This is a genomic window from Nitrospira sp. (assembly GCA_015709715.1).
In the GTDB taxonomy this organism is placed as follows: domain Bacteria; phylum Nitrospirota; class Nitrospiria; order Nitrospirales; family Nitrospiraceae; genus Nitrospira_A.
Map to the genome: position 1 here is coordinate 2,676,285 of CP054184.1, position 24,447 is coordinate 2,700,731.

Consider the following 24,447-nt stretch of genomic DNA (forward strand, 5'->3'; position numbering starts at 1 on the left):
CAGTCGGTTGTGTATAAAATGACCTGCTCGTTCGGAACGTCGATCGTTGTCGGGAGGTATTTGTCATGTCGGTGCGCGAGTTTCACGATGGTGCGACGGATGGCCTAGAGGCGTTGGAGCCTCTCGATCCCGAAAAAATCCATTCCTTTTCCGAACTGCTGCAGGCGATGCGGAAGACGGCCTTTGGCGGCCGTCGGCTGGGCGAAGCCTTCGAGACGCTTGCCGCGATGATCGACGATCCCGATTGCAAGGTTGTCCTGACACTTTCGGGCGCCATGACGATTGCCAAGATGGGCAAGATCATCAGCACGATGATCGAACGGGGCATGGTGCATGTCGTCATCTCTACCGGCGCGCTGGTGGCGCACGGGTTGAGTGAATCGATCGGCAAGCTCCATTACCGCCATCCCGAGTCTGCCAGCGACGAAGAACTCTTCCGCAAGGGGTATAATCGCGTGTACGACACGCTTGAGATGGAGTCCAATCTCAACTATGTCGAGCATGTGGTGTCATTGACGCTCAAGCGGCTCAACACCGACCAGCCGTTGGCATCCCACATCCTCACCCGAGAACTCGGCAAGACGTTGGCCGAGGAGTTCGAAGGCGACGGCATTCTCAAGAGCGCTTACCTGAAGAACGTGCCGGTGTATATCCCGGCGTTCACCGACTCCGAAATGGGGCTAGATGTGGGGACCTGGGCGATGGGGAAAAATATCGACCGCGTCCGCAGTCAGGTCAAAGAGGGCGGCGACATGGCCGTGCTACGTGGGTTGCACCAATGTTACCCGAACTTTAATCCCTATCTTGATCTCAACCATTATGCCGATGAAGTGCTGGGCGCCAAGCGGCTCGGTATCTTCACGATCGGAGGGGGAGTGCCTCGTAATTGGGCGCAACAGGTGGCCCCCTATATCGAAATCGGAAACACGCGCTTGGGCCTGGATGTGAAGCCGCCTCGGTTTCACTACGGCGTGCGGATCTGTCCGGAGCCCGACTATTGGGGTGGGTTAAGCGGTTGCACTTATCAGGAGGGCATTTCGTGGGGCAAGTTCGTTTCTCCGGCCGAGGGCGGACGCTTCGCCGAAGTGCTCAGCGATGCCACCTTGGTCTGGCCTCTCCTCATGCTGGGATTGTTGGAACACAGCCGCACCAAGAGCGCGTCCACATGAGCCGGATGAGCAAGTGGGTGTCGAGGGCCACGGTCGCGGCCGGTCTGCTTGTAGCGGTCGCCGGCGTTGCCCTCGCGGCGGGGATGCCTACAGTCGATAATCGGGTGCGGGGTAAGGCCGATGCCCCCTTGACCATGATTGAATACTCGGACTTCACCTGCGGGTACTGTCTCAAGTTCTTCAAGGAAACGTGGCCGAAAATACAGGCACGTTATGTCGATACGGGGAAGGTGCGATTCCTCTATAAGGACTATCCCCGTGCCGATCAAGGGCCGGGCGTGACGGCGGCTCTGGCGGCACGCTGCGCCGGTGACCAGGGCGCCTACTGGCCGATGCATGATCGGTTGTTTGCCGCAGACGGCCGGCTCGACGTGGACAGCTACGAAAAACATGCCAAGACAATCGGTCTGGATGAGGGGAAGTTCCGGCAATGTTTGCGCGACGCCCCCTACGTCCAAGCCATTTTCCAAGATCGCGACGAAGCGAACTCCTGGGGATTCCGCGGGACACCCGGGTTTGTCTTGCTGCGAACGTCGCAACAGCCGACGACGAAGAATCCGGCCATCGCGATTCCCGGAGCATTCCCTTTTGAGGCCTTTGAGGAAGAGATCGAAAAGTTGCTCTCGTCGTCTGGAGGGAAGCAGAAGTAGGGTGCGCAGTCGATCATCGTCTAGCCAGGAAAGAGGAAGCGCATTATGGGGTCGCAACAAGCGTTTTGGGCTGTGCCTGCGAACGATGGGGAACCGGATGTCTGGGTGTGCATGTCTTGTTTGAGCGAGGCGTTCTGTCGCAAGGTGCCGATGCCTGACTGTCCGACATGCCATGGGGTCTCGACCTATGAGGCCTTCACGTTGGCTGAGGTGCAGGATTGGGGTACCGAGGAACTGATCGCCAAGGCGACGGCGGCTTGCCGAGCCGAGGAGGCGCTACGCGCGGCTGCACCGGCACCGACCTCACTCGAATCGGTGCAGTAGCATTTCCCCCCTTGCGGAGCGGGTCCATTGGTAGAAGGACGTCCATTTCTTATCGGCGGCCGGTGGCATCACACCGAGTCCGTCGCCCCTATATGCAATCCCTATAATGGTGAGACGGTCGCCCATGTGTGCCAGGGCGGGGCGGCCGAAGCCGCGCAAGCCGTCGAGTCCTCGGTCGAGGGGGCGGCGGCCATGCGCCGGTTGTCGAGCCATGCGCGTGCCACCATCCTGTTGAAGACGGCCCAGGCGTTGACCGCCCGACAAGATGAGGTGGCGCGTCTGATGATGAACGAGTCCGGGAAACCTCTGAGCGACGCGCGTCGCGAAGTGGGGCGTTCGGTTCAGACCTTCACCGTTGCGGCGGAAGAGGCCAAACGAATCGGCGGTGAGGTGGTCCCCTTGGATTGGTCGCCCGGCATGGAAACCTACTGGGGAGTGACGCGACGCTTTCCCATCGGCCCGATTCTCGGGATCACGCCGTTCAATTTTCCGCTGAACCTCGTGGTGCACAAGGTGGCTCCGGCGCTCGCCGCGGGCAACTCGATCCTCATCAAGCCGGCTCCCCAGACTCCGTTGACGGCCCTCTGGCTCGGCGCACTGTTGCTGGAGGCCGGGGCCCCTCCGGGGGCCCTGAACGTCCTGCCCTGCGGCAATGCGGTGGCCGAGCAGTTGGTCGTCGACCCGCGATTCAAATTGCTCAGCTTCACGGGCAGCGCACCCGTCGGTTGGATGTTGAAGGCCAAGTGCGGCAAGAAAAAGGTGGTGTTGGAACTGGGCGGCAATGCCGCGGTCGTCGTCGAGCCGGATGCCGATCTGGAGTATGCGGCGCAGCGATGCGTGACCGGAGGCTTCAGTTATGCCGGCCAGACCTGCATTTCTGTGCAGCGGATCTTGGTGCACGAATCGGTCGTATCCGCGTTCACGGAGCGGTTGATCACGCTGGTGCAACAGTTGGAGTTCGGCGATCCGGCGGACGAACGCACCATGGTGGGCCCATTGATCGACCGAGGGGCGGCCGACCGGGTGGAGCAATGGATCGGGGAAGCTATCGCCCAGGGCGCGGAGTTGTTGTCCGGCGGAACTCGTTCCGGATCCGTCGTGCGGCCGACGGTGTTGGCGCACGTGACACCGGCCATGAAGGTGTCGTGCCAGGAAGTCTTCGGGCCGCTGGTGACCGTGACCCCCTATCGAGACTTCGAGACGGCGCTCGAGTCGGTGAACGCATCGGCGTACGGCCTGCAGGCCGGTATCTTTACGCAACACGTCGGGCGCATCTTTCAGGCCTTCGACCGGCTGGAAGTCGGCGGCGTGCTGGCGAATGAGATTCCCACCTTCCGAGCGGACCATATGCCTTACGGCGGCGTCAAGGAGTCCGGGATCGGCCGTGAAGGGGTTCGTTATGCGATCGAGGACATGACGGAACCCAAACTGCTCGTCATGAACCTGCGCCGCGTCTGAGACGATCGCACGCGACTCAAAAAAAGCCCGCCGCCATATTGCGGATGGCCCGCAAACTTGATACAACTTCCGCCCGTAGAGCCGCACCCCGCGCAGGCGGGATTGGTCTGTGACAATCATCGAACACTCGGCGAAGAGTGATTTCGACGAGGGATGAAGAGGGACGCGCACATGGTACCAACTCACATGTTCTTGACGAGAGGCGTCGGGGTGCACAAAGAAAAGCTGGCTGCGTTCGAGCAGGCTTTGCGAAGCGCCGGCGTGGCCTACTGCAACCTCGTCAGCGTGTCGTCGATTCTCCCGCCCAACTGTAAAATTCTTCCCCGCAAGCGCGGCGAGAAATTGCTGAATCCGGGCGAGATCACGTTCTGCGTCATGGCCCGTTCAGAAACCAATGAGCGCAACCGCCTGATCTCCGCCTCCATCGGTTTGGCCGTCCCAACCGATCGGAAAACGTACGGCTATCTCTCCGAGCACCATGCCTATGGTGAAACGGACGAGGAATCGGGAGAGTATACGGAAGATCTGGCCGCCCAGATGCTGGCCACGACACAAGGCATCGAATTCGATCCCGATGTCGCGTGGAAAGAACGCGAACAGGTCTTCAAGATGGGCGGCAAAATCGTCCGCACGCTGAACATTACGCAATCTGCGGTTGGGCGTCCCAACCGGTGGACCTGCGTGATCGCCTTGGCTGTCTTCATCCCCACGGAAAACGTGCCGAAAAGTCTCCGGAACCAGGCGTGACGGCGAGCGAGTATGACGCTCCCATCGGGCTGGCTCGGGCAGAGCGACAATTTCCTCGGCATCGACGAGCCTTGGTGTCATCCGGACCAGGCCGGGGTCTACGTGCTGCCGGCCCCCTACGAACATACCTCCAGTTACATCCTCGGGTCTGATCAAGGCCCCTCCGCAATCATCGAAGCGTCCCAGCAGGTCGAGTTGTACGACGAGACCGTGAAGAGCGAGCCCTACCGCGACTGGGGTGGCGTTGCGACGCATGCCAGTGTACAACTCGAGGGTCGGGTAGATGGCGCGGCCGTCGAGGCGATTCAGTCGTTTGTGCAGCCGCACGTCGGACAGGGAAAGTTCCTGGTGACCCTCACTGGTGAACATACAGGGGCGCTTGGGGCGATTCGCGCGCATGCCCGGGCCTATCCCGGCATGTGTGTCCTGCAGATCGATGCCCATGGAGATCTCCGCCAGGCCTATCAGGGGAATCCCTATAGTCACGCCAGCGTCATGGCCCGCGTTGTCCAGGATGGACTGCCGTTGGTGCAGGTCGGGGTGCGCTCGATCAGTTCGGAGGAGATCGACCTGATCGAGAGAACACCCCGGATCAAGACGTTTCTGGCGGCGTCGATCCTTGATCCGTCCGGTCCCTATGAAGGGCGAGCGGCACGCTGGATTCCAGAAGTCGTGGCGGCCTGCAGCGGTCCGGTGTACCTGACCTTCGATTGTGACGGCCTCGATGCGTCGCTCGTGCCGGCACTGGGCACGCCTGAGCCGGGCGGCTTGGGGTGGTACGACACGCTGGCGTTGATCACGGCCCTGGCCAATGGCCCCGGCATCGTGGGTATGGATATCAGCGAAATCGCACCGATCGAAGGATTCGTGGCTCCTCAGTTCTGCATAGCCCGGCTGATCTATCGCATGCTGGGTCGCATTCGAGCCGGTCGGCGCGTGCACTGAGTCCGACCGAGACCGACCTTTGCGTATCAATAAGTTCTTCACCGAGCAGGGACTCTGTTCCAGGAGAGAAGCCGATCGGTTGATCGCCGAGGGGCGGGTGACCATCAACGGCCGCACGGCCAAGCTGGGCGACCAAGTGACACCTTCGGACGTCGTCGCGCGAGACGGGACGATCGTCCAGCGCGGAAACCCATTCGTCTACCTCAAGTATCACAAACCGGTCGGGGTGACGACGACGACCGAGCCCCAGGTCCGCCGGAACATCATTGCGGAAATCGGCCATGCCCTCCGGATTTTTCCCATCGGGCGGCTCGACAAGGACTCGTCGGGCCTCATTCTGCTGACGAACGACGGCGACATCGTCAATGAGATCCTGCGGGTCGAGCACGGGCATGAACGGGAATACCGGGTTGAGGTGGATCGCCCGTTCGACGAGGCCTTTCTCTCGGGGATGGCACGGGGCGTGGTGATTCTCGGAGCGCGGACGAGACCCTGTACCGTGACGCGACTGAGTCCGCGGCGGTTTCGCATCATCCTTACGGAGGGACGTAATCGGCAGATCAGACGGATGTGTCAAGCCTTTGGGTATCGCGTCGTCTCGCTGCACCGTGTGCGGATCATGCACATCACGATCGACGGTTTGCAGCCCGGTCAATGGAAGGACCTGACGGAGACGGAGCGGAGAGACCTGTTCGCGGCTTTGGGGCGATCGGTGGAGTCGACGAGATGAGGCGCGCCGCCGGCTCGGTCCGTTCGGCGTGCGGGATCATGCCTCGTGAGGAAGGTTCACGGAAGAACCGGCGCGCGGATGTCCTTCAGATCGTGGCATCGGCGTTTCCTGCGGCCGGCCCGCACGGCTCAGGAAGAGATTCAGGAAGGCAATAAAAAAACTGCCGCCGACGACCCAGTAGCTGGTCGTGCGAATGGTTTTGGTGCCTTCATCGCGCATGTCCTTCGCGACCTCGGCGACCGTTTCAAGCAGCCGATCCAGCGCCAGGCTCACTTGCATCACCTTCGGTCCGCCGTTATCGGCAGCATGGATTTCGGCTTTGCGCCGCAACTCGGCTGCCTCTTGTGAAGTTCCGGCATTCCATTCCTGCGCCAGAAGATCGACGGTGTTGCTCGCGACGTGAAAGTATTGATCGAGGCTCTCGCGCACGGCCAGAATATCTTTCTCTTCACTGCGCCCGCTGCGCGACACACGAAGACCGGCGGCGGCATACCGATCCACCGCATGCTGAATGCGCGCCCGTTGAGAGGGCAAGGATTCGGTGATGCGCTCAAAGGTCTTCCGGTCCGCTGCCTCCAACGACCGGATGATCGTATTCCGATACCGGATGACGTCGGCGGAGATATGCGCGAGGTCGGCGGCTCCCAACGTGTACTCCGTGTACATGATGCGCAGGTCCTGGTCGATTCGGCTGAGGGCCTGGCCGCTGATCCAGCCCAATCCGGCGATGAGAATGCTGATGATCAACTGATTCGTGCTGGGGAAGGACAGCTTCAGTCGCGAGGCCAGTGACACGGGCGTCCCTTTCGTCGAGCCGGACAGGCGCCAGGCCGGGAGGCCTAGTGCGGCTCAGTCTAACAGATCGGGCTGAAAGAAAGAAATCGAAGGCCGTGTGTCCTTACGGGCTCCGTCAGTCGAGCACAACCCGCCGCTCGACCAGCTGGGCGATCTCGGGGTCATTGGAAACGAAGACCAGAGCCCAGGGTTCTTCCCGGGAACAGAGCCGGCGTAAGAGCGTCAGTCGAAGGGCCGGTTCGATGTTGTGCAGGCTTCCGTTGAAGATCAGCAGTTTGGGCCGAGTCACGATCGTGCGGGCGAGCAGGATCCGTAAGATCTGACTGCGGGTGAACGTCGCGCCGTTGGCGGACACCGGGGTTTCCAGTCCCAAGGGTAAGGCGTCGATGTCCTCTTCCAGTTCGACGAAGCGGATCGCCCAGGTTAGGTCTTCGAACCGGATAGACGGTCGCTGTAGCGAAATATTCTCCTCGATCGTGCCGTCGAACAGAGTCGGATGGGTATCCAGCATCAGCCCGCGGCATTGATTGATGTAGTTCAACGGCACGTCGCGGAGGTCAACGTCGTTATAGCGCACGGCCCCGCCAGTCGGACGGGACAGGCCTGATAAGATCAACGCGAGCGACATTTTGCTCATGCTGGTCGCCGACAACACGCTGATTTTCTCGCCCGGCAAGACCTCCAGATTGAACGCCCCGACGAGCAGCGTCCCGCTGGGGCTCACAAATGAGACCTCCTTGCACGTGAGCCGTACACCGTGGAGTGACGGGTCCGGGAGAGCAGCCGAAATGGGGCCGGAAAGCTCTTCCTTTGGCAGGTCGAACAGGCGCGACAGTTCGTCGAGCGAGGTGGCGACATAGATGGCCGCATACATCCGGCGGGCCACCGTATCGAGGTTGAGGAGCAGGGTGCCGACGATGACCTCCGCGGCGACGAATTGCCCGAGGGTGATATCACCGACCGAGAGCAGCCATCCCCCGAGGCCAATCATTCCGCTGTGGGCAAAGGCTTGGAAGACGACGGCGCTCTTATATTGGGCGCCGCTCAGGATATCCGACCGGATTTTGCGCGCCGCCACGTAGGCTTGGGTGAGGGCGTCGGTCTTGTTGAGCAGGAGCGGGAGGCTTTCGGTCGATTTGAAGTGCAAGCGGTTGATGCCGATGTCTTGCATCCAACGAAAAGTGCGGTAGTGCAGCCGGGAGACCTGCTGGGTAATGGCGAGGGCCCCGCGCCCGAAAAAGGTCAACAGAAAGGTGAAGCCTGAGATGACGAGGGCGTTATAGCCGAGGAAGTAGGGATGGTACATGATCAGGATCGTCATGCCGATCGTCCCGGACACGCCGACGTTGATGACATCGACCAGCATGGCGACCAAGGCGCGCGGGAGTAACTCCGCCTCGATGAAGGTGTTGGTCAAGTGCGGGAGAAAGACATCTTCCCGAAAACGCGGCAACGCTTCGGTAAAGGCGACGGTCAGGCGCGCATAGATGCGCTGAACGAGAATTTCCACCGCGCGGGATTGGAGCACGCGGAACGCGCCCATGAGCAGCAGCGCCCCCAGCATCACCACCACGAGGGTCACGATCATGATCGGTTGAATGGCGAAGGCGAACGTGTTGACCAACTCCTGCACGGTCAGGGGAACGATGAGGGCGAAGAGGCCGATCGCGACGGCGTAGGAGGCGATGATGGCCAGGATACGGGACTCGAGCCCGATCAGGAGGTGAAATCGAGCCAGAATGGTCCAGACCGACGGTGTGGGTCGGGATGGTTCGCTGTTTGCGGGCTTCACCGGTCAGCTCAAGAGGATGCGGCGGTCCACGTGGGGGGTCAGGTTGGGATCGTTGGAAACGATGATCAGGGACCAAGGCTCTTCCTTGCTGCAGAGGCGACGGAGGATGGTCTCGCGGATGGCGGGGTGCATGTTGTGGAAGGTGCCGTCGAAGATCAAGAGTTGCGGACGGCCCAGAATGGCGCGGGCGATCAGGATGCGCACGATGTGGGTGGGCGCGAAGTGGGTGCCCGGCATGTGGACGTGGGTTTTTAACCCGTGCGGCAAGGCATCGACCTCTTCTTCCAGCTCAGTGAAGCGTAGCGCCCATCGCACATCACTATAGGGGATGTATTCCCTGCCCAAGACGATGTTGTCTTCGAGCGTACCTTCGAACAGGGAAAGTTTGGAGTCCAACACGAACCCGCGAAACCGGTTCACCGAATCCAGATCCAGATGCCGCAGGTCGACTCCGTTATAACGGATCACTCCGGAGGTAGGAGACTCCAGGCCTGCCAGAATCCGCGCCAGCGTAGTCTTGGCGGCGGTAGTTTCTGCGTAGATCCCGATCTTTTCGCCGGGCGTGACTTCCAGGTTGAAATCGGCGAACAGGGGCGGACCGCCGGTCGGGGCGAACGTCAGATCCTTGCACGTCACGCGGATGCCGTGCACGGTTGGGTCGGGGAGTGGGATAGAGAGGGTGGCGGTGTCCTGGTCCTTGGGCAACGAGAACAGATGATTCAGTTCGGTCAACGCGGTGAGGAAATAGAAGATATGGCCCATACGTTTGACGACACCGTCGACACTCGACAGGATGCCGTTGACCACCACCTCCGCCGCGACGAATTGTCCCAGCGTCAATTGGCCGATCGCCAGGAGCCAGCCGGCGGTGGCGATCAGGCCGCTGTGGGCGATCGCCTGCCAGCCCAACGAGCTGAGGTATTGTCGAATGAGGATGCTGAATCGGGTTCGGCGCGCTCCCATGTAGGTGTTGAGGAGCTGGTCTGTTTTCTTGATGAGCAAAGCCTGGCTGTCCGTCGCCTTGAAATGGAGCAGGTTGTAGGCGATCTCCTGGAACCAGTGCAGCGTGTCGTACTTCGCATGGGAGAGATTCAGGTCGGCCTTCAGGCCACCGTGACTCATCAAAAAGAACACTGCGTTGACGCCCATCAGCAGGATGGCGTTATAGAGTAGGAAGTAGGGGTGGTAAAAGACCAAGATGGTCATACCGACCGCGCCGCCGACGATCACGTTGATCAAATCGACCAGTAACACCGAGATCGCCCGCTGCATCAGGATCGTCTCGACGAAGAGGTTCGCAAAGCGAGGTTGGAATCCATGGTACTGCACGTGCGGGAGCTGCTGAGCCATCGCAATGGCCACTCGCGCGAAAATGCGCCGTTCCAACACCTCCACCGCGTAATATTGCAAGGCTCTGAAAGCGCCGACGAACAACAAAGCCGCCACCATGACCGCCGCCAGGGTCACGATGGTGATCGGCTGTAGCGCAAAGGCGAAGGTATTAACGAGTTCCTGAACGGTGAGGGGAACGATGAGGGCGAAGAGCCCGATGACGATCGAATAGGAAAAGATCAGCGCCAGGATACGGCGCTCGAGGTGGAAGAGGAGGCCGAGGTGCCCGACGATTGTGTTGAACAGGCTACCTTGATTAGCGGAATGGTCTTGGGCCATGCGCACGACTCCTGCCAAGACCTGATGCAGGGCCCTCCCTGATGCTCGGCGAGAGCCGTCTCAAGTCAGGAAGGGAGGCGGCGCATGCCGGCTCCCTTCGCATCGGTAAACCCTATCAGAGCACATTCGAAAATGCCACTACTTGGAAAGGCCGGCGCCGATCCGGTAGTTGACCGGAACGGCGGACGGCTGGCTGCGCGCCCAGGTGCCGGTCGCCCATTGATAGAGGGCCAAGGCCTTCTGGTAGTCGGCCTTCGCTCGGACTAATTGCATCTCCGAATCGACCGAATTGCGCTCCCGCAGGTTGACGAAGAGGACGCTCGTGGCTCCCATGCTGAAGCGGAACCGTTCACCCTCCTCCAACGTCTTGGCCATGCGTAGGGATTCGGTCGCTGCGGCCACCCGTTCCTTCGCTCGCTCAATAGCGGAGAGGGCATTGTCCACGTCGACCACCACCTGCTGCTCCCGGTATTTCTGTACCAAGACCAAACGATCAGCCTGGGCTTGCGCTTCCAGCACTTCACCGCGGCTTCTCCGCTGCAGGATCGGCATCCGGAGTTCCACGCCGAAGCGATACCCCAGGCCGAGGACGAACTTTTCCGGCGCTCGCGCCGGAGCGGCTTCCAGGTCGAGGCTCGGAAGGAGGTTGTTTTTGGCCAACTCCAGGTCGATGTTGTTGATCTTGGCCTCGATGTCGACCTCGCGAATCTCCGGACGGTCGGCCTTCGCCTGTAACTTGTCGGTCCGCACGCTCTCCGCCGTGGGGGAGGCAGCGGTCGGCGGGAAGTCCGGAGCCCGTTCGAGCTGAGGGGCGGTTGGGGTCTGCTGTTCCCAGAGAAACATCGACATCTTGTATTGCTCTTGCTCCAGGACCCGTTGCGCCGCAATGGCGACCTCTCGGCGGCGCTGCACTTCCTGGCCGGCTTCCACCACGTCCAGCGGGGCGACGGCTCCCGCCTTCGCTCGACCTTCCACCTGTCTCAACCGCTCTTCCGCGACGCCCAGAGCCCGTCGTTGTACGTCGATGAATTTTGCCGCCGAGACCCAATCCCAGAATTGTGTGGCTGCGGCGAGAAAGAGATCCTGCCGGGTCTGGGAAATCTTGACCTCGGCGCGAGGGTCGGCCAATTCCGAACGTTGCAGTTCCGCGTTTTCGGGGTTGATCATGAGCCCTTTGAGAAGCGGCATGAATCCGCCGAGAATGACCTGTTGGTTACCGTTTCCGAACGAGAGGTCGGGAATCTTGGCATCACCGATCGCCTGTCGAATGCCCGCGCTTCCACGAAAGCCCCATGGATGGCGGGCTTCCACGAGAGTGTCGTTGAAACCGACGCTTTGTGTCTTAGTCGTGCCCTTTTCAATAAATCGTTCGATCTCCGTGTCGTTGACCACCACCGGCTCGAAGGCCCCCAAGGCCTTGAGCATTTTCCCGCGTGCCGAGACCTTTTCGGTGCCGGCTCCCTTTAAGAGCGGATGGGAGCGATCGATCCAAGCCAGGACTTCATTGAGGGAGAGCGGAATGGGCGGAAGTGGCTTCGATTTGGCCGCCTCTTCGGCGGCCATAGTGTCGTGGGGCAGCCACGTCAGCGCACAGGCAGCCATGACACCGATCCATACATGCATTTTCATGAAAGGCACTCCTTTCTCTATGTGCAAGGCGAAGAGTGAGCGTTCGGGGCGTCGGGAGTCCCGGCATGATTGCCGATGAGGAGGCGTGCTACTTGGCGCCTCGCCCGGCTTTTGGCAAGAGCGTATCGATCAGGCTCGGAGGGCGTTCCTGGTAGTCGGGCGGAAACAGGTTGAACCGGCGCCACAGTTCGTACCAGAGGGGGACGCGGTTGAGGATGACCCAGCCCATGGCTTTGGTGCCTTGACGAACGTGCTCTTGCGGGGGCCATGGACGTTCTTCCAGGTCGGGGACGACCCAGAAGCGAAAGTTCCCTTTGCCGTCGTCCACCTGGTCGATGACCTTGATGACCCCGTTATAGGTGCCCGCCATGATTTCCGGCCAAGCCGGAAGCGGAATCGCGGGGATCCCATAGAACAGAATTTTGACTTTGCGTCCCACGTTCAGCAGGGGGGCGTCGATGCCGTCGGCAACCATTTCGATGGCCCTGTCCGTGCTGTTGGGCGAGATCCGGACCAATTTTTCCCCGGGGCGCACCGTTTCGCCGGCTCCGGCCTGAGCCATCTTCACTACGGTTCCGTCGATCGGTGCCAGGATACGGCTGGCGATGCGCCGTTGATTGGCATTGGACAAGCGCAACGACACATCCGCCAATTGATCGGCTGCTCGGGCCGCTTCCGCGATCGAGGCATCACGCGCCGCCTCGGCATCCAATAGCCGCTGGAGTACTTCGGCGCTGACTTGCTCCCGTCCGAAGCTCAGGGCCCGCATCCCCTGTTCGGCTGCGCTGAGGTTGGCTTGCGCACCCTGGAGGTCGGCCTTGCTGGCGATGGCGGCTTGGATCGTCAATTCCAATTCGCGCTGCGACACCAGTCCTTGAACGGCGAGCTGCTGATGGCGTTCGACGTTGAGCTCGGCGGTGGCCACAGCGATCTTGGCCGCCTCGACTTTCTGTCGCGCCTCCCGGACCTTGCTTTCGGCTTCCAACACCCGTGCCCCGGCGGACGGAACCGCGGCCTTGACGAGGTTCTGCATTTCCTTGATGCGCTTATCCAACTGATCCGCGCGGCTCAAGGCGGCCTTCCGGGTGTCTTCCAGTGCGTGTTTGCGTTGTTCCAACAAGGTGAGCAGATCGGGCGCCATGAAGTTTGGATCGTAGTCGTCCAGTTCCAGGATGACGTCGCCGGCCTTGACCCGCACACCTTCAAAGACGTGCCATTTCTTGATACGCCCGGTGATCTGCGACTCCACGTCCTGAGGCCGCTCAAACGGCGTATAGGCGGAGAGCTGACCGGTTACCGTAATGGTCTGGGTCCAGGGCACGAAGGCGACGATGAGGGCGAACAATGCGACGAGAAGGAGGGCGAGGCGAGAGGAAAACCGCAGTCGTTCGGGAATCTGAACTGCTTCCCAGGACTGGAGCTTGGTCGATGTCGCCAGGTCATCGACCGCCATTTCGTCCAGTCCGGTGCGCTGGGTGACGAGCGAGCGAAGTCGAATCTTGAGTCCTTCGCGAATGCGCTGCACGAATCCCTCCGCGCACCAGTCATGACCGATGATGCCACTGGCCATCATAGAGGATTGTCGAGAGCTTGGTCAATTCGATCGCCGGTTTCGTAGCGGCGCGGCTTGACCCTGCGCCCCGAGAACGGATAAGGTTTGCGCCGCCTCTGGGATGGGAGTACGGGTGGTGGCTGATATGTCGAGACAGGCTGCGGTCGGGCGAGTGTCCGTGGGAATAGTCGGCGGAAGTACGTCCGATTTTCCGATCTTGGAAAAAGCTGTTGCGCTCTTGAACGAGCTCGGCATCGCCAACGAATTGTTGGTGGTCTCGGCGCATCGTACGCCGGATCGCCTCTTTGCCTATGCCGAACAAGCACGGACGCGCGGTCTGCAAGTGATCATCGCCGGGGCCGGAGGGGCGGCGCACCTGCCGGGCATGTTGGCGGCTAAGACCTCGCTTCCCATCATCGGCGTTCCCATTCCCACCGAAAACCTTCGCGGACTGGACTCCTTGCTGTCGATCGTCCAGATGCCTAGAGGCATCCCCGTGGCAACGGTGGCGATCGGTGGTGCGGAGAATGCCGCGCTTCTGGCTGCAGAAATCCTTGCCTTGCGCTCCACGAAGATTCGGCAGCGCATCGATCGGTTTCGGGCCGCTCAGGCGCAGCGGGTGCTCGATTCTCAGGACGATGCGCGGTTGGCTCCCCCGTTTGTCTCCCCAGGCATGCCGAGGGCGGGATCACGCCCGTGACTGTGCCGCCCATCGAGCCCGGAGCGATGCTGGGGGTCTTGGGAGGGGGACAGCTGGGAGCGATGTTCGCAACGGCCGCCCACCGCATGGGGTATGGGGTCGCCGTGTGGGATCCGGATGCCCATGCGCCGGCCCATCGCCTGGCCGACTATTCCCTCACCAAGCCGTTTGCGGACTCCGCGGCGCGAAACGAATTCCTGCAACAGGTCCGTGCCGTCACCTACGAATGGGAAAATGTGCCGAGTGACCTGTGCGCTCACCTGGAGCGCAGCGTGCCGGTTCGGCCTTCGAGTGCCGTCCTTCGCGTGATTCAGGACCGGATCGAGCAGAAGACCTTTCTGCAGACTCATGGATTAGCGGTCCCGGCGTTTCGCGTGATCACGACGCCTGAGGAAATCGGCCGCCACGCGGTGCTCGGCTATCCCCAGGTGTGCAAGACCGCCACTTCCGGTTACGACGGCAGGGGACAGTGGAGAATTAATCAGGCTGGCGATTGTGACGCCGTGCAGCGGGAGTTGGCGCAGACCCAACGGCCTGGGGCGCGTTGGGTCGTGGAAGAATTTCTGGCCTTCGAGCGAGAGCTTTCGGTCTTGGTGGTGCGAGGAGCCGATGCCATGATGCGAACGTACCCACCGGTGGAGAATATTCACGAAGAAGGCATCTTACGCGAGACCATCGTTCCGGCCGCTCTCACGCTTGCGGTCTCGGAACAGGCGACCATGATGGCGCGTGGTGCCGTGCAGGCCTTGGACGGGGTGGGTGTGTTCTGTGTCGAGCTGTTTCTGATGGAGGACGGACGGCTTCTGATCAACGAGGTGGCCCCCAGACCCCACAATTCCGGTCATTACTCCCTGGATGCCTGCACCGTCTCGCAGTTCGAGCAACAAGTCCGAGCCCTCTGTGGGTTGCCCTTGGGAGAGGCACGGTTGCTCAGCCCTGCGGTCATGTTGAACTTGATCGGGGATGAGGTGCGGATGGTGACGAACGCCATGTCACTGGGAGAAGTATTGGCCGAGCCCGGCGCCGTGCTGCACCTCTACGGCAAACGGGAAACTCGGCCTCGACGCAAGATGGGCCACATGACGTTCCTCGCTCCAACGGTGCCCGGCGCCGTCGAGGCCGCCTCGCGATTCCGTTCCCGTCTTTCCGGGTCCGCCTCACCTTCCAAGACATGAACGAAGGCGGGGGGCGGTCCCCGTCCACGCTCCCCTTTCTTCGGCTTTCGGCCTGGTGTTCAGTTTTGTGATAGGTGAGGAGGATGCTGGCCGTTCTTGGACGGTGTGGGACCCCCTCCATGGCCCAAACTCCGCTGCGCCCCCATTTCCCGAAGGGTATGAGACTTGCTGATCCCCCAAACCCCGTCGGATCTTTTTCCCAACCAAGGCAGGTCGAGCGATGAAGGCATCCGCATGGACGGGCATCGGGATGTTGCTTGGTCGGACGCGAACTCGAACGGTGTTCTTGCAAAGTTTGGTAGCGGGGATCCTGGCCTATGAGTTGCTGGTCGGCAATGAGACGGTGTTCGGTCACCATGGCAGCCGTCTCGTCGCGGCGGGTCTGGTGGTCATCAGCGCTGCGATCATGCTGTTGCCACGAGGCTTGCTGGAGCGCCCCTGGTTCCCAGGAGCGTTGATCAGTCTCAATACCGTGCTGGTGACGGGCACGATCTACCTGTCTGGAAATGCGAGCTCCGAGTTATACCTGACCTATTTCTTGTTGGTGCTGATTGCCTCATCGGCCACATCGCTCCGGCAGCTCATCGGCCCGTCATTGGTGATCTGTGCCGGCTACGGTGTTTTGGTCGGTGAACATGCGGCGCAGGCCGGTGCGCTGGACGTGGGGCACCTCCTGGGCATTCCCATTCTACTGATCATGGCCGTGTTTTACGGCCTGATGCTGGAAACGGTCGCAACGGAGCGCCGGCGCAGCCGATCGCTGGAAGCCAATGTACAAGGGTTGAAACAGTCCGAACAGGCGTTGGAGCAGCGCCGTGCACAGCTGGAGACGCGAGTGCGTGGACTGAAAGAGGGATTATCCCGCGCGAACCAAGAAATTCGCCAGGGCATGGTGACGCGTACCGGACTGGAACGGCAATTGCGGGAGGCGCAGAAGTTCGAGGTGGTGGGGCGGCTGACGTCCAAGATGGCACATGAATTCGGAGAAACGCTCGCAGTCATCGGCAGTCAGACCGGCATCATTCTGTCGAAGACGAGGTCCGGTGATCCCGTGCATGCGGCGGCGCAAGAAATCCTCAGGGCTGGCGAGCGGGCGACGGTATTGACCGCGCAACTATTGGCCGTGCGTGTCCACGACACCGGGGTTCGGGATACCCTCGCGCTGGGGCCGGCCGTCGAGGGGTTGCGCGGGACGCTGCAAAGTATGCTGCCCGATCGCATCGATCTGCAGGTGATACCGGCGCAGATGGAAGTCTTGGTCGAACTCAGTCAGGAACGCCTCGAACAGGTCCTGTTGCATTTGGTCGCCAATGCGCGTGACGCGATGTCCGAGGGCGGGCGCCTTGCCATCGCGTGGAAGATTGTGACGGGCGAGGAATTGCCGGCGGAGCAGCTTGAAAAGGATCCACGACGTCGCATGGTGCGGATTGCCGTTCAGGATAGTGGGCGAGGCATGACCGTGGACGTGCAATCCCAGATGTTCGAGCCCTTCTTCTCTACCAAGGAAGCGAACGCCGGCCTCGGGTTGACGCTGGTGTATGGCATCGTCCGGCAATACGGAGGGACAATCGAAGTCGAGAGCCGACCAGGAAGAGGCACGACGGTCTTCGTGTATACGCCCTTGGTGGAACGGAGAAGTCTCATGAGAGAGGCGGGCGTCGTGGCTGGGGCCCTGTCGAAGGGCCATGAGACAGTCCTGCTGGTCGAAGAGGATGAGATCGTCAGGCGATTGACCTCAGCGACATTACATCGTCACCACTACCAGGTGTTGGAAGCGGGATCGGCTGTCGAGGCGTTGCTCCTGGCACAACAACACCAGGGGCCGATTCACCTCACGGTCAGTCACCTATCGATGGCGGAGATCAACGGAGGTGAATTGGCGCAACGTTTGGCGTTGCAGCATCCCACCATGAAAGCTCTCTTCCTGTCCGGTTTCCCTGACGCCACGGTCGCGAGCCATCACGGGGCCAGGAGGCACTTCTTGCAGCGGCCCTATGGGCAGCGGGAATTGGCCGGGAAGGTACGAGAAGTGCTCGACGCCTGAACGGTCGTGAGTATCAGTCGTACCAATTGCGCCGATAGGGCGGTGCGAAAAACCTCACCTCCGGTCGCTTGAACAGCCCCACCAAGGCCATGCCTGCAACGAACCCACCGATATGGGCGAAGAATGCAACCCCTCCGCCTTGTGAGCCCAGGTTGGCACTCCCGCTGAGCAGCTGCATGACGAACCAAAAGCCCAGCGCCAGGCCGGCAGGGACGGTTGTCGTGCCGACGACCGGCGCGAGCAACAGGACCCGAGCGCGAGGAAATAGGAGGAGATAGGCTCCCAGCACGCCTGAGATGGCGCCGCTGGCGCCGACCATCGGAACGGTAGAGGTTGGTTCGGTCAAGGCATGGCTGAGGGCTGCGAGGATCCCACAGGATCCGTAAAAGAAGATAAACCGAACATGTCCCATCGCATCTTCGATGTTGTTGCCGAAGACCCAGAGGTACAGCATATTGCCGATCAAGTGCATCCAGCTGCCGTGGAGGAACATGCTGGTGACCACGGTCGAGTAGGCAGGAATCGTCATGATCTCCGGCGGAAGGGCCGCATGACCAAGGACCACTGCGGGAATCGCGCCATATTGATAGACGAAAGCTTCTCCGACTGTCGCCGGCAGCGAGCTTTGGTAGAAGAAAATGAGGCCGCAGGCAAGAATCAGCGTGACGGTGACGAGCGGTGTGCTGGTCGTTGGATTATCGTCGTGCAGCGGCAGCATGGAAGCGCCTGTGGGCCGGGATCGTCATCGACAGGGGCGGGGAAGCCGCGAATCGGGAGAAACTGAGCCGTCAGGTTGCAGGGGAACAGAAAATCCTGCAGCATGCGTATGACCCCCGCCGCCGAAGGACGCCGCAATGGCCCCGACGTCCGTCCCCGTCTCGCGGGAGCGCATGCTGTAGTACCGTCGCCCGTTACGGTCATGCCAGATCAGGCAGAAGGGGTGAGCGGCTGAGAGCCGTTCCCCGATCTGGCTGGTCAAGACCGCGCTCTGCACGGCCGGGATCGTCTCCCCTTCGAAGTGCATCATAACGGCATGGGCGGCGAGTTTGGTGACGAGTTCATTTTCATACCGGAGAATCGCGCGCCCCTCCTGCTCCAGCTCACGCTGCTCGAATCGATTCCACAGTTCAAAGTTGAAGGGGTGGGAGGCGATCGCCGCGCTGATTTCCCGGCTGTTCGGCAAGACCCAATGCCAGAGATCCTTGTCTTGGATGTACCGTAGGAGCCACGGCACCGCCCCCTCGTGAGCCCATTCCCAGCCCAGCACCGCCCCTGACTTCTGTTGATTGAAGTGGGCATAGGGGAGGTCGGCCAACGCCTGCTCCGCTGTGATGTGGTGGTCCAGCACCACCAGGCTCCCCGCTGTTTTGGCAATCGTTTCCAGAACCGGTCGAGGATAACTGAAATCGACGATGACGATGTGTTGGCCGGCAAGGTCCGGGGGGGGAGGCTCCCCATGTTTGACGGGACGGTAGTCGGCCTGAGGGTACCGGTGCCAGATCGCCCAAGCGCCGCCGAACCCATCCGCACATTCCGCATGGTACAGAATTACTGTCGGGGGATCGGAGGAAAGGTGACGAAAGGCGGTGTCGCTCATGGGCAACCCACCTTACCATGTTCGCCCAGGAGACTAAAGGGGGTTACTCCGACGGGCTTGCCGGAAGTTGGTTGAGATGGTTGATGAGCTGTCGGAGGCGGCCCGCGCTCCGACGATTGAAGGAAAAGGTCAATCGCGCCAGATCCTTCAAGCTCGGCTCGTCGATTTCTTCGGGCAGCGACGGCCGCTGTTCGAAGACTCCGTCCGCCAGGATGTCCTTGAACTGTGCCTGTATATCGGCCACCTGCGGATCAGTCAAGGGAGTCTTCAGTCTGATTGCCAATTGACGCCCCACGAACCGAAGCGAGTGATAGCGTCGATAAAAGGTGCGAATCTCGTTGACCGCATCCTCCACATTATTCACGATCGTGAACAGCGAGAGGTCCTCCGCGTTGATGAGCCGACGTTTCAGGAGTTGCTCGGTGACGAAGGAATTCCAGTGGTCCCAATAGTCGCAGTCGGGAGCCTGCAGGCAGACGATCGGCTTGGGGTCGCTCTTGCCGGTTTGGACCAGCGTCAGGATCTCAAACCCCTCGTCATGGGTGCCGAACCCGCCGGGAAAGAGCGCGATGGCGTGCGACTCCTTCTGAAACATGAGTTTGCGGGTGAAAAAATACTTGAAGGTGACTAGTTTAGGATCGTCGGCGATCACGGCATTCGCGCCCTGCTCGAAGGGCAGCATGATGTTGACGCCGAAGCTGTGTTCTCGCCCGGCGCCCTCTTGCGAGGCTCGCATGATGCCGTCAGCCCCACCCGTGATGGTCATGTAGCCCTCTTCCACCATCCGCCGGGCGAACTGGAAGGCCAATTGATAGTTGGGGTCGTCCGCCGGTGTGCGAGCCGATCCGAATACGCTGATTTTAGGCCGCTGGCGGTATCCCTGGAACACGCGAAACGCGTGGCGAAGCTCCTTGAGCGCGCGATTGACGATTTTCAGGTCAAGGACATCGAGGTGCGATTCCGACAGCCGGATCACACCCGTCAGGATCTCCTTCATGAGCGCCGCCTGGATGTCGTCGTCGGGGCGATCGAGCAGAACGGTGAGTTGTGCGAGGATCTCGTCCTTGGTCAGAACGGGCTTGGAACGGGCCGCCGGGCTTTTCATAACAGTCACCTCTAAAGGGAAGCGCTTCGCACATCGCCGGAGCAACGAATCATAACAATCCGATTCGGGCGAAGCAAAGATTCATCGGACGAGATTAGGAGAGGTCGGAAGGTCGTGGCAGATTCTGAAGGACCCACGCACGAATTTTCGATTCATCGGACGCCGCCATGGGTGCGAACTGAATGTCGACTTCCGGGGGCTCGCCCATGACCGTGTAGGTAGCCGCACAGTCGGGCTCATATCCGCTGTTGAGAATCGTGCCGCGGATGGAGAAGCTCAGATCCGCCCCTGGAAGGATGAACGAGAGGACGACCGTGGTGCCGGGCAAGAGCAGTGTGCGGCTTTCGATCAAGGCCCCCACATGGCTGAGTTGTCGGATGGTCGCGAGGTGTTTCGCCCCCTCCTGGTCGCCATCCGTCACGCGTACGGTGGCGGGAAGGCAGGTGTCACAACGCTTAGGGGCCAACGCGAGGTCTCGGGCTGTGAGGATGCCCACGGGTTGGCTCTGTTTGGTGACGATCAGGAGCGAAGCTCCCGTGGAGGCCATCAAGCTGGTGGCATCACTCAGGAGTTGATCGTATTCCACGGAATGCACCGGCTGCGACATGATCGCACGCACTTCCACATCATGGGGCTCCAACCCCTGCGCGATGACCTTTTTCACGATGTCTCCGGAGGTCATGATGCCGAAGGTCGTCTCGGTGTCCTTGACGAGCAGGCAAGGAATTTGTTCCCGATCGAGCAACAGGGCGGCTTCGCTTACCGAGACATCCCCGGGGATCTGGACCACGCCCGGTGTCATCATGTGCGCCACCATGGGAGTTGAATAGTGAGAGGATCGGTCACGGGACATGTAGTCGGCCTTTGTCATCGCTCAAACCTGTTTCTCGCCGCGATCGGAACTGACGGTTTGGCTTGGCAACGACCATGACGGAAGGAAGTATACCAGAATGGTGCCGTCACTCAGATCGCTCCTTCCCTTGTCAAGGACGCGGGGCGGCGCTTAGACTGCTGTCATTAGTGATTACGTGCCGGTTCGGTCGTTTCAAAATATGACAAACGCGACATGATGCAAAGGGAATTCTTACAACGGGCGCAAGGCATCGCCACGCATGGTTTGGGGCTGTCCGTCGATGTGTATTCCCCCGATGTCATGGAAGTCATTTCAGCCTTACGGGACGTGGGGCTGGTGCCCCACTATCTGGAAATGTTCAAAGCCACCACGGTGGCCCTGCGCTGGGTGCGCCGGCAGTTGCCTGACATGAAATTGACCTACCATGGGGAAGGGTTGTGGGTGACACAGCCGGATTTTCAGGATAGTTGTTCAGGGCAGCGGGGGGTGGTCGAGGCCTGCGCCCAACTCACCGCTTTGGAAAGCGCCTGGTTGAATCACGAATGTGCCACAAAATATATGGCGGGATATGCCTTCGGGACGTACTTGCCGCCATTGTATTCGGACCTGTCGGCGCGCGTCACCGCCGACAACCTCTGCTTTTTGCAGGATCAACTGGATCGACAGGTCCGGTTGCAAGGGGGCCACACTCCCCTGGTCCTGCTCGAAATGCCGCCGTTGACCTATTTCGCTTGCGGGTCGCTGCCTATTGCCGACTTTTTCCGCATGGTGATCCAGAGGACCCCCTGTGGCTTGGTGCTGGATATCGGACACCTGTGGACGGTTTACCGATATACAGGAGCATGGCGACAACAATCGCTCCAGGCCTTTGCCGCAGAGTTTCTGGAGGCCTTCCCCCTTGACCGGGTCGTGGAGATCCATGTCGCGGGCCTTGCCGCAGCGGAGGCCTGGCCGCGATCCGGACAGGAGCGTGAGCCTGCACCGCCACTCTGGATCGATGCGCATGGGGCTCCGATTCCTGATGTATTGTTCGACCTGTTGGAGCAGGTGCTGGCCCATCCTGGGTTGGGTTTTCTTAAGGGAGTGGCATTGGAAGTGGATACCAAATCGGTCGGCACGATCGTGACTGAGTTCGGGCGATTCGTGAGCCGATTTGAGGCGCAGGTTCGTCACCGTGAGGTGAGCGGGGTTGCCGGCTTCGCGGTCCCCGAAGACACTCAGGCCGGCGGGCCACAGCCGGCCGAGGCCGGGCTGACGGCCGATGAGCGTGCGGCAGTGTCACGCCAGTATGAGAGATATGTTCGCATGGTCACGACTCCGTATGTCGAACCGATGGGCAAGGATTGCGCCTTGCTCGGCGGAACAACCGAAGATCTCGACCGTTATCGCGAGTCCTATCTGCCCAACGAACTCCTGCATTGGGGAGGCGAATTGGTGGACATGTTTCCCAAAACCTGTCGTTTACTTGGGGCAGCGAGCAAGTCCTTGGAGGGATTCATCCCCTTTTGGTTCGAGCGGCCCAGGCCGGCGGTCGAGGACTATGACTTCTTCCTGCTGAAGATCGATCGCTTCGCCGAGTTCGCTGCTTCGATCTATCCCCCCGTCGCCGAAACGGTCATGACCGAAGCCGAGGAGCTGCGATCGGCCTATCGTCTGGCGAATGAGCCCATCGATTCGACCGAGGTACGCGCATGAGTGTGTGGGATGCGCTGCCGCACCCGATTTTCGGACTGGCCCCGATGGACGGGGTGACCGATGCCGCGTTTCGACGAATGGTCGCCGCACAGGGACGGCCCGATGTGACGTTCACCGAGTTCACGAATGTCAGTGACATTTGTCGAGGCCCCGAACGGCTCATGTCGACCTTGATCTACAGCGAAGCCGAGCGGCCGATCGTGGCGCAGCTCTACGGCAAGGACCCGGCGCTGTTCTATCGGGCGGCCCAGGTGGTCTGCGAATTGGGCTTCGACGGTCTCGATGTCAACATGGGCTGCCCGTCCAAGAACGTGGCTGCTTCAGGATCGGGGGCGGCCCTGATCAAGACGCCGGATCTCGCCCATGCGATCCTTCGCGCGACCAAACAGGGGCTCGATGATTGGGCTGAGGGTCAGTCCATCGACGGACTGGGATTCAAGCCGTCGCGCTTGGACTGCATTCGGACGATGAATACCGCACGCACCGGATCGCCGGTGGTTCCGCGAAGACGTCTGCCGTTGTCGATCAAAACGCGATTGGGATTTGACTGTGTCGTGGTGGAGCGGTGGGTGGAGCATTTATTAGCCGTGGGACCGGCCGCCATCACGGTGCACGGTCGGACGCTTGAGCAAATGTACCGCGGCACCGCCGATTGGTCGGCCATTGCGGCTGCGGCCAAGGTGGCGCGCGGCACGGGCACGCTGATCCTGGGAAACGGGGATGTCCATACTCTGGTGGACGCTCTCCGGCGCGTGGCCGATAGCCAGGTTCAGGGTGTCTTGATCGGGCGTGGGACGTTGGGCGCGCCGTGGTTTTTCCGCGAGAAGGAGCGGGCTCGCGAAGCCTGGCGGACGCAGGGGGACGTGACCGCCCTGCCTGGTTGGGCGTGGGAGCCTCGCGTGTCGATCGCGCAACGAATGCACATCATGGTCGATCATGCGCGACAGTATGAAGCGATCGCCGGGCTTGAGCGGTTCTCCTCCATGCGCAAACACTTGGGCTGGTACTGTAAAGGTTTCCCTCGTGCTGCGGCCATGAGGGCCAAGATGTTCCAAGTGTGCTCGGTACGGGATGTCGAAGCGGTCGTCGCAGAATTTTGCGGAGAGCCTTGTGCCACCTAGCCCCATGCGGGTGATCCTCGCCTCCACCTCACCCAGACGGAAAGAACTGCTGGCCCTCTTGGGGGTGCCGTTTGACATCGTCGAGCCCTCCTTTGTGGAACGGGTTGTGCCGAACCTACCGGCTGAGCGGCAGGCCATGGAGTTTGCGGCAGGCAAGGCTCGCTCGTGCGCTGCTGAGCACCCCGAAGCCCTCATCATCGGAAGCGATACACTCATCAGCCTGGGCCATGAGGTGTTGGGCAAGCCGCGAGACTTGGCGGAGGCCGAAGCCATGCTCACCAAGCTGGCCGGCCGGACCCATCGCATCTATACGGCGGTGGCGTTGGTGGGGCCGGTTTCGGAGCCGCTCGAGGTTCGAGTAGCAACCGTTCGGGTCACGATGAAACCGTTCGAACAAGAAGCCTTGGCGGGATACCTGCGTACGGGAGAAAGTCTTGGGAAAGCGGGCGCCTATTCCATTCAAGGTGAGGCGAGGGCGCTGATCGAGCGGATCGACGGCGATTACACGGCGGCCGTGGGCCTCCCGCTGCGGTTGACTGCAGAGATGTTGGTTCGCCGGGGCCTGTCTTGTTCGGTCGATATCGACCGACTCTATGCTCGCCAACCCTATCCCAACTGGAGTCATTTCGCTGCCTCACCGATTCGGTCTTGAGATTGAAAAGGTCTTCCGCATCCCATTACAATGCGGCCCATTG

General features: G+C 60.9%; 22 protein-coding genes. 13 read left to right on the forward strand and 9 right to left on the reverse strand.

All coding sequences use genetic code 11. From position 1 onward, the window contains the following. Positions 1 to 65: 65 nt before the first annotated feature. The 7 genes from HRU82_12985 (at position 66) to HRU82_13015 (ending at position 6,023) form a co-directional block, all read left to right on the forward strand. Positions 66 to 1,169, forward strand: coding sequence for a deoxyhypusine synthase family protein (locus tag HRU82_12985; protein ID QOJ35798.1), 1,104 nt, complete (start codon positions 66 to 68; stop codon positions 1,167 to 1,169). After that, positions 1,166 to 1,819 (forward strand): thioredoxin domain-containing protein, encoded by a 654-nt coding sequence (locus HRU82_12990; protein ID QOJ35799.1) that lies wholly within the window; start codon positions 1,166 to 1,168, stop codon positions 1,817 to 1,819. Before HRU82_12985 ends, HRU82_12990 begins: the two co-directional genes overlap by 4 nt. A 45-nt stretch (positions 1,820 to 1,864) precedes the next feature. Then, on the forward strand, positions 1,865 to 2,143 hold the full coding sequence (locus tag HRU82_12995; GenBank protein QOJ35800.1) for a hypothetical protein: 279 nt from the start codon (positions 1,865 to 1,867) through the stop codon (positions 2,141 to 2,143). Positions 2,144 to 2,170: 27 nt separating this feature from the next. After that, on the forward strand, positions 2,171 to 3,601 hold the full coding sequence (locus tag HRU82_13000) for an aldehyde dehydrogenase family protein (protein QOJ35801.1): 1,431 nt from the start codon (positions 2,171 to 2,173) through the stop codon (positions 3,599 to 3,601). A gap of 171 nt (positions 3,602 to 3,772) precedes the next feature. Next, positions 3,773 to 4,348 (forward strand): arginine decarboxylase, pyruvoyl-dependent, encoded by a 576-nt coding sequence (locus HRU82_13005; GenBank protein QOJ35802.1) that lies wholly within the window; start codon positions 3,773 to 3,775, stop codon positions 4,346 to 4,348. Between the two features lie 12 nt (positions 4,349 to 4,360). Then, positions 4,361 to 5,293, forward strand: coding sequence for an agmatinase (gene speB / locus HRU82_13010; GenBank protein QOJ35803.1), 933 nt, complete (start codon positions 4,361 to 4,363; stop codon positions 5,291 to 5,293). A 19-nt stretch (positions 5,294 to 5,312) separates the two neighbouring features. Further along, complete coding sequence (locus tag HRU82_13015; GenBank protein ID QOJ35804.1) at positions 5,313 to 6,023, forward strand: pseudouridine synthase; 711 nt, start codon at positions 5,313 to 5,315, stop codon at positions 6,021 to 6,023. A gap of 36 nt (positions 6,024 to 6,059) precedes the next feature. Here the strand turns inward: HRU82_13015 and HRU82_13020 are convergent, their stop codons facing one another. From HRU82_13020 to HRU82_13040, 5 genes are all read right to left on the reverse strand, one after another. Beyond that, positions 6,060 to 6,818 carry an MCP four helix bundle domain-containing protein gene (locus HRU82_13020; GenBank protein ID QOJ35805.1) on the reverse strand — a complete coding sequence of 253 codons (759 nt, stop codon included), beginning with the start codon at positions 6,816 to 6,818 and terminating at the stop codon, positions 6,060 to 6,062. A 115-nt stretch (positions 6,819 to 6,933) separates the two neighbouring features. Continuing rightward, on the reverse strand, positions 6,934 to 8,610 hold the full coding sequence (locus HRU82_13025; GenBank protein ID QOJ35806.1) for an ABC transporter ATP-binding protein: 1,677 nt from the start codon (positions 8,608 to 8,610) through the stop codon (positions 6,934 to 6,936). Positions 8,611 to 8,613: 3 nt separating this feature from the next. Further along, entirely contained in the window at positions 8,614 to 10,281 is a 1,668-nt protein-coding gene (locus tag HRU82_13030) for an ATP-binding cassette domain-containing protein (GenBank protein ID QOJ35807.1), read from the reverse strand. A 138-nt stretch (positions 10,282 to 10,419) separates the two neighbouring features. Beyond that, the gene (locus HRU82_13035; GenBank protein ID QOJ35808.1) at positions 10,420 to 11,910 is read right to left on the reverse strand and encodes a TolC family protein; all 1,491 of its coding nucleotides are present in this window, start codon (positions 11,908 to 11,910) and stop codon (positions 10,420 to 10,422) included. Between the two features lie 88 nt (positions 11,911 to 11,998). Then, positions 11,999 to 13,363: a biotin/lipoyl-binding protein gene (locus HRU82_13040; protein ID QOJ37204.1), complete on the reverse strand. Its 1,365-nt coding sequence runs from the start codon at positions 13,361 to 13,363 to the stop codon at positions 11,999 to 12,001. 244 nt (positions 13,364 to 13,607) lie between these two features. On the opposite strand from HRU82_13040, the gene purE reads away from it, so the two are divergent. The 3 genes from purE (at position 13,608) to HRU82_13055 (ending at position 17,381) form a co-directional block, all read left to right on the forward strand. Further along, positions 13,608 to 14,162 (forward strand): 5-(carboxyamino)imidazole ribonucleotide mutase, encoded by a 555-nt coding sequence (gene purE, locus HRU82_13045; protein ID QOJ37205.1) that lies wholly within the window; start codon positions 13,608 to 13,610, stop codon positions 14,160 to 14,162. Beyond that, positions 14,159 to 15,337 carry a 5-(carboxyamino)imidazole ribonucleotide synthase gene (locus tag HRU82_13050; protein QOJ35809.1) on the forward strand — a complete coding sequence of 393 codons (1,179 nt, stop codon included), beginning with the start codon at positions 14,159 to 14,161 and terminating at the stop codon, positions 15,335 to 15,337. Before purE ends, HRU82_13050 begins: the two co-directional genes overlap by 4 nt. A 220-nt stretch (positions 15,338 to 15,557) precedes the next feature. Beyond that, a complete protein-coding gene (locus tag HRU82_13055) occupies positions 15,558 to 17,381 on the forward strand; it encodes a response regulator (protein ID QOJ35810.1) in 1,824 nt (607 codons plus the stop codon). Between the two features lie 13 nt (positions 17,382 to 17,394). Here the strand turns inward: HRU82_13055 and HRU82_13060 are convergent, their stop codons facing one another. From HRU82_13060 to HRU82_13075, 4 genes are all read right to left on the reverse strand, one after another. After that, on the reverse strand, positions 17,395 to 18,099 hold the full coding sequence (locus HRU82_13060) for a rhomboid family intramembrane serine protease (protein QOJ35811.1): 705 nt from the start codon (positions 18,097 to 18,099) through the stop codon (positions 17,395 to 17,397). Positions 18,100 to 18,123: 24 nt separating this feature from the next. Then, a complete protein-coding gene (locus tag HRU82_13065) occupies positions 18,124 to 18,978 on the reverse strand; it encodes a phosphoesterase (GenBank protein QOJ35812.1) in 855 nt (284 codons plus the stop codon). 43 nt (positions 18,979 to 19,021) lie between these two features. After that, complete coding sequence (locus tag HRU82_13070) at positions 19,022 to 20,083, reverse strand: TIGR00730 family Rossman fold protein (protein ID QOJ35813.1); 1,062 nt, start codon at positions 20,081 to 20,083, stop codon at positions 19,022 to 19,024. A gap of 94 nt (positions 20,084 to 20,177) precedes the next feature. Next, entirely contained in the window at positions 20,178 to 20,888 is a 711-nt protein-coding gene (locus tag HRU82_13075) for a CBS domain-containing protein (protein QOJ35814.1), read from the reverse strand. A gap of 261 nt (positions 20,889 to 21,149) precedes the next feature. Between HRU82_13075 and HRU82_13080 the strand changes: the two genes are divergently transcribed. From HRU82_13080 to maf, 3 genes are read left to right on the forward strand one after another with little or no spacing between them, the layout of a single operon-like run. Beyond that, a complete protein-coding gene (locus HRU82_13080; GenBank protein ID QOJ35815.1) occupies positions 21,150 to 22,631 on the forward strand; it encodes a DUF692 family protein in 1,482 nt (493 codons plus the stop codon). Further along, positions 22,628 to 23,752 (forward strand): tRNA-dihydrouridine synthase, encoded by a 1,125-nt coding sequence (locus tag HRU82_13085; GenBank protein QOJ35816.1) that lies wholly within the window; start codon positions 22,628 to 22,630, stop codon positions 23,750 to 23,752. Before HRU82_13080 ends, HRU82_13085 begins: the two co-directional genes overlap by 4 nt. 4 nt (positions 23,753 to 23,756) lie before the next feature. Further along, positions 23,757 to 24,404 (forward strand): septum formation protein Maf, encoded by a 648-nt coding sequence (gene maf / locus HRU82_13090; GenBank protein QOJ37206.1) that lies wholly within the window; start codon positions 23,757 to 23,759, stop codon positions 24,402 to 24,404. Positions 24,405 to 24,447: the final 43 nt, after the last annotated feature.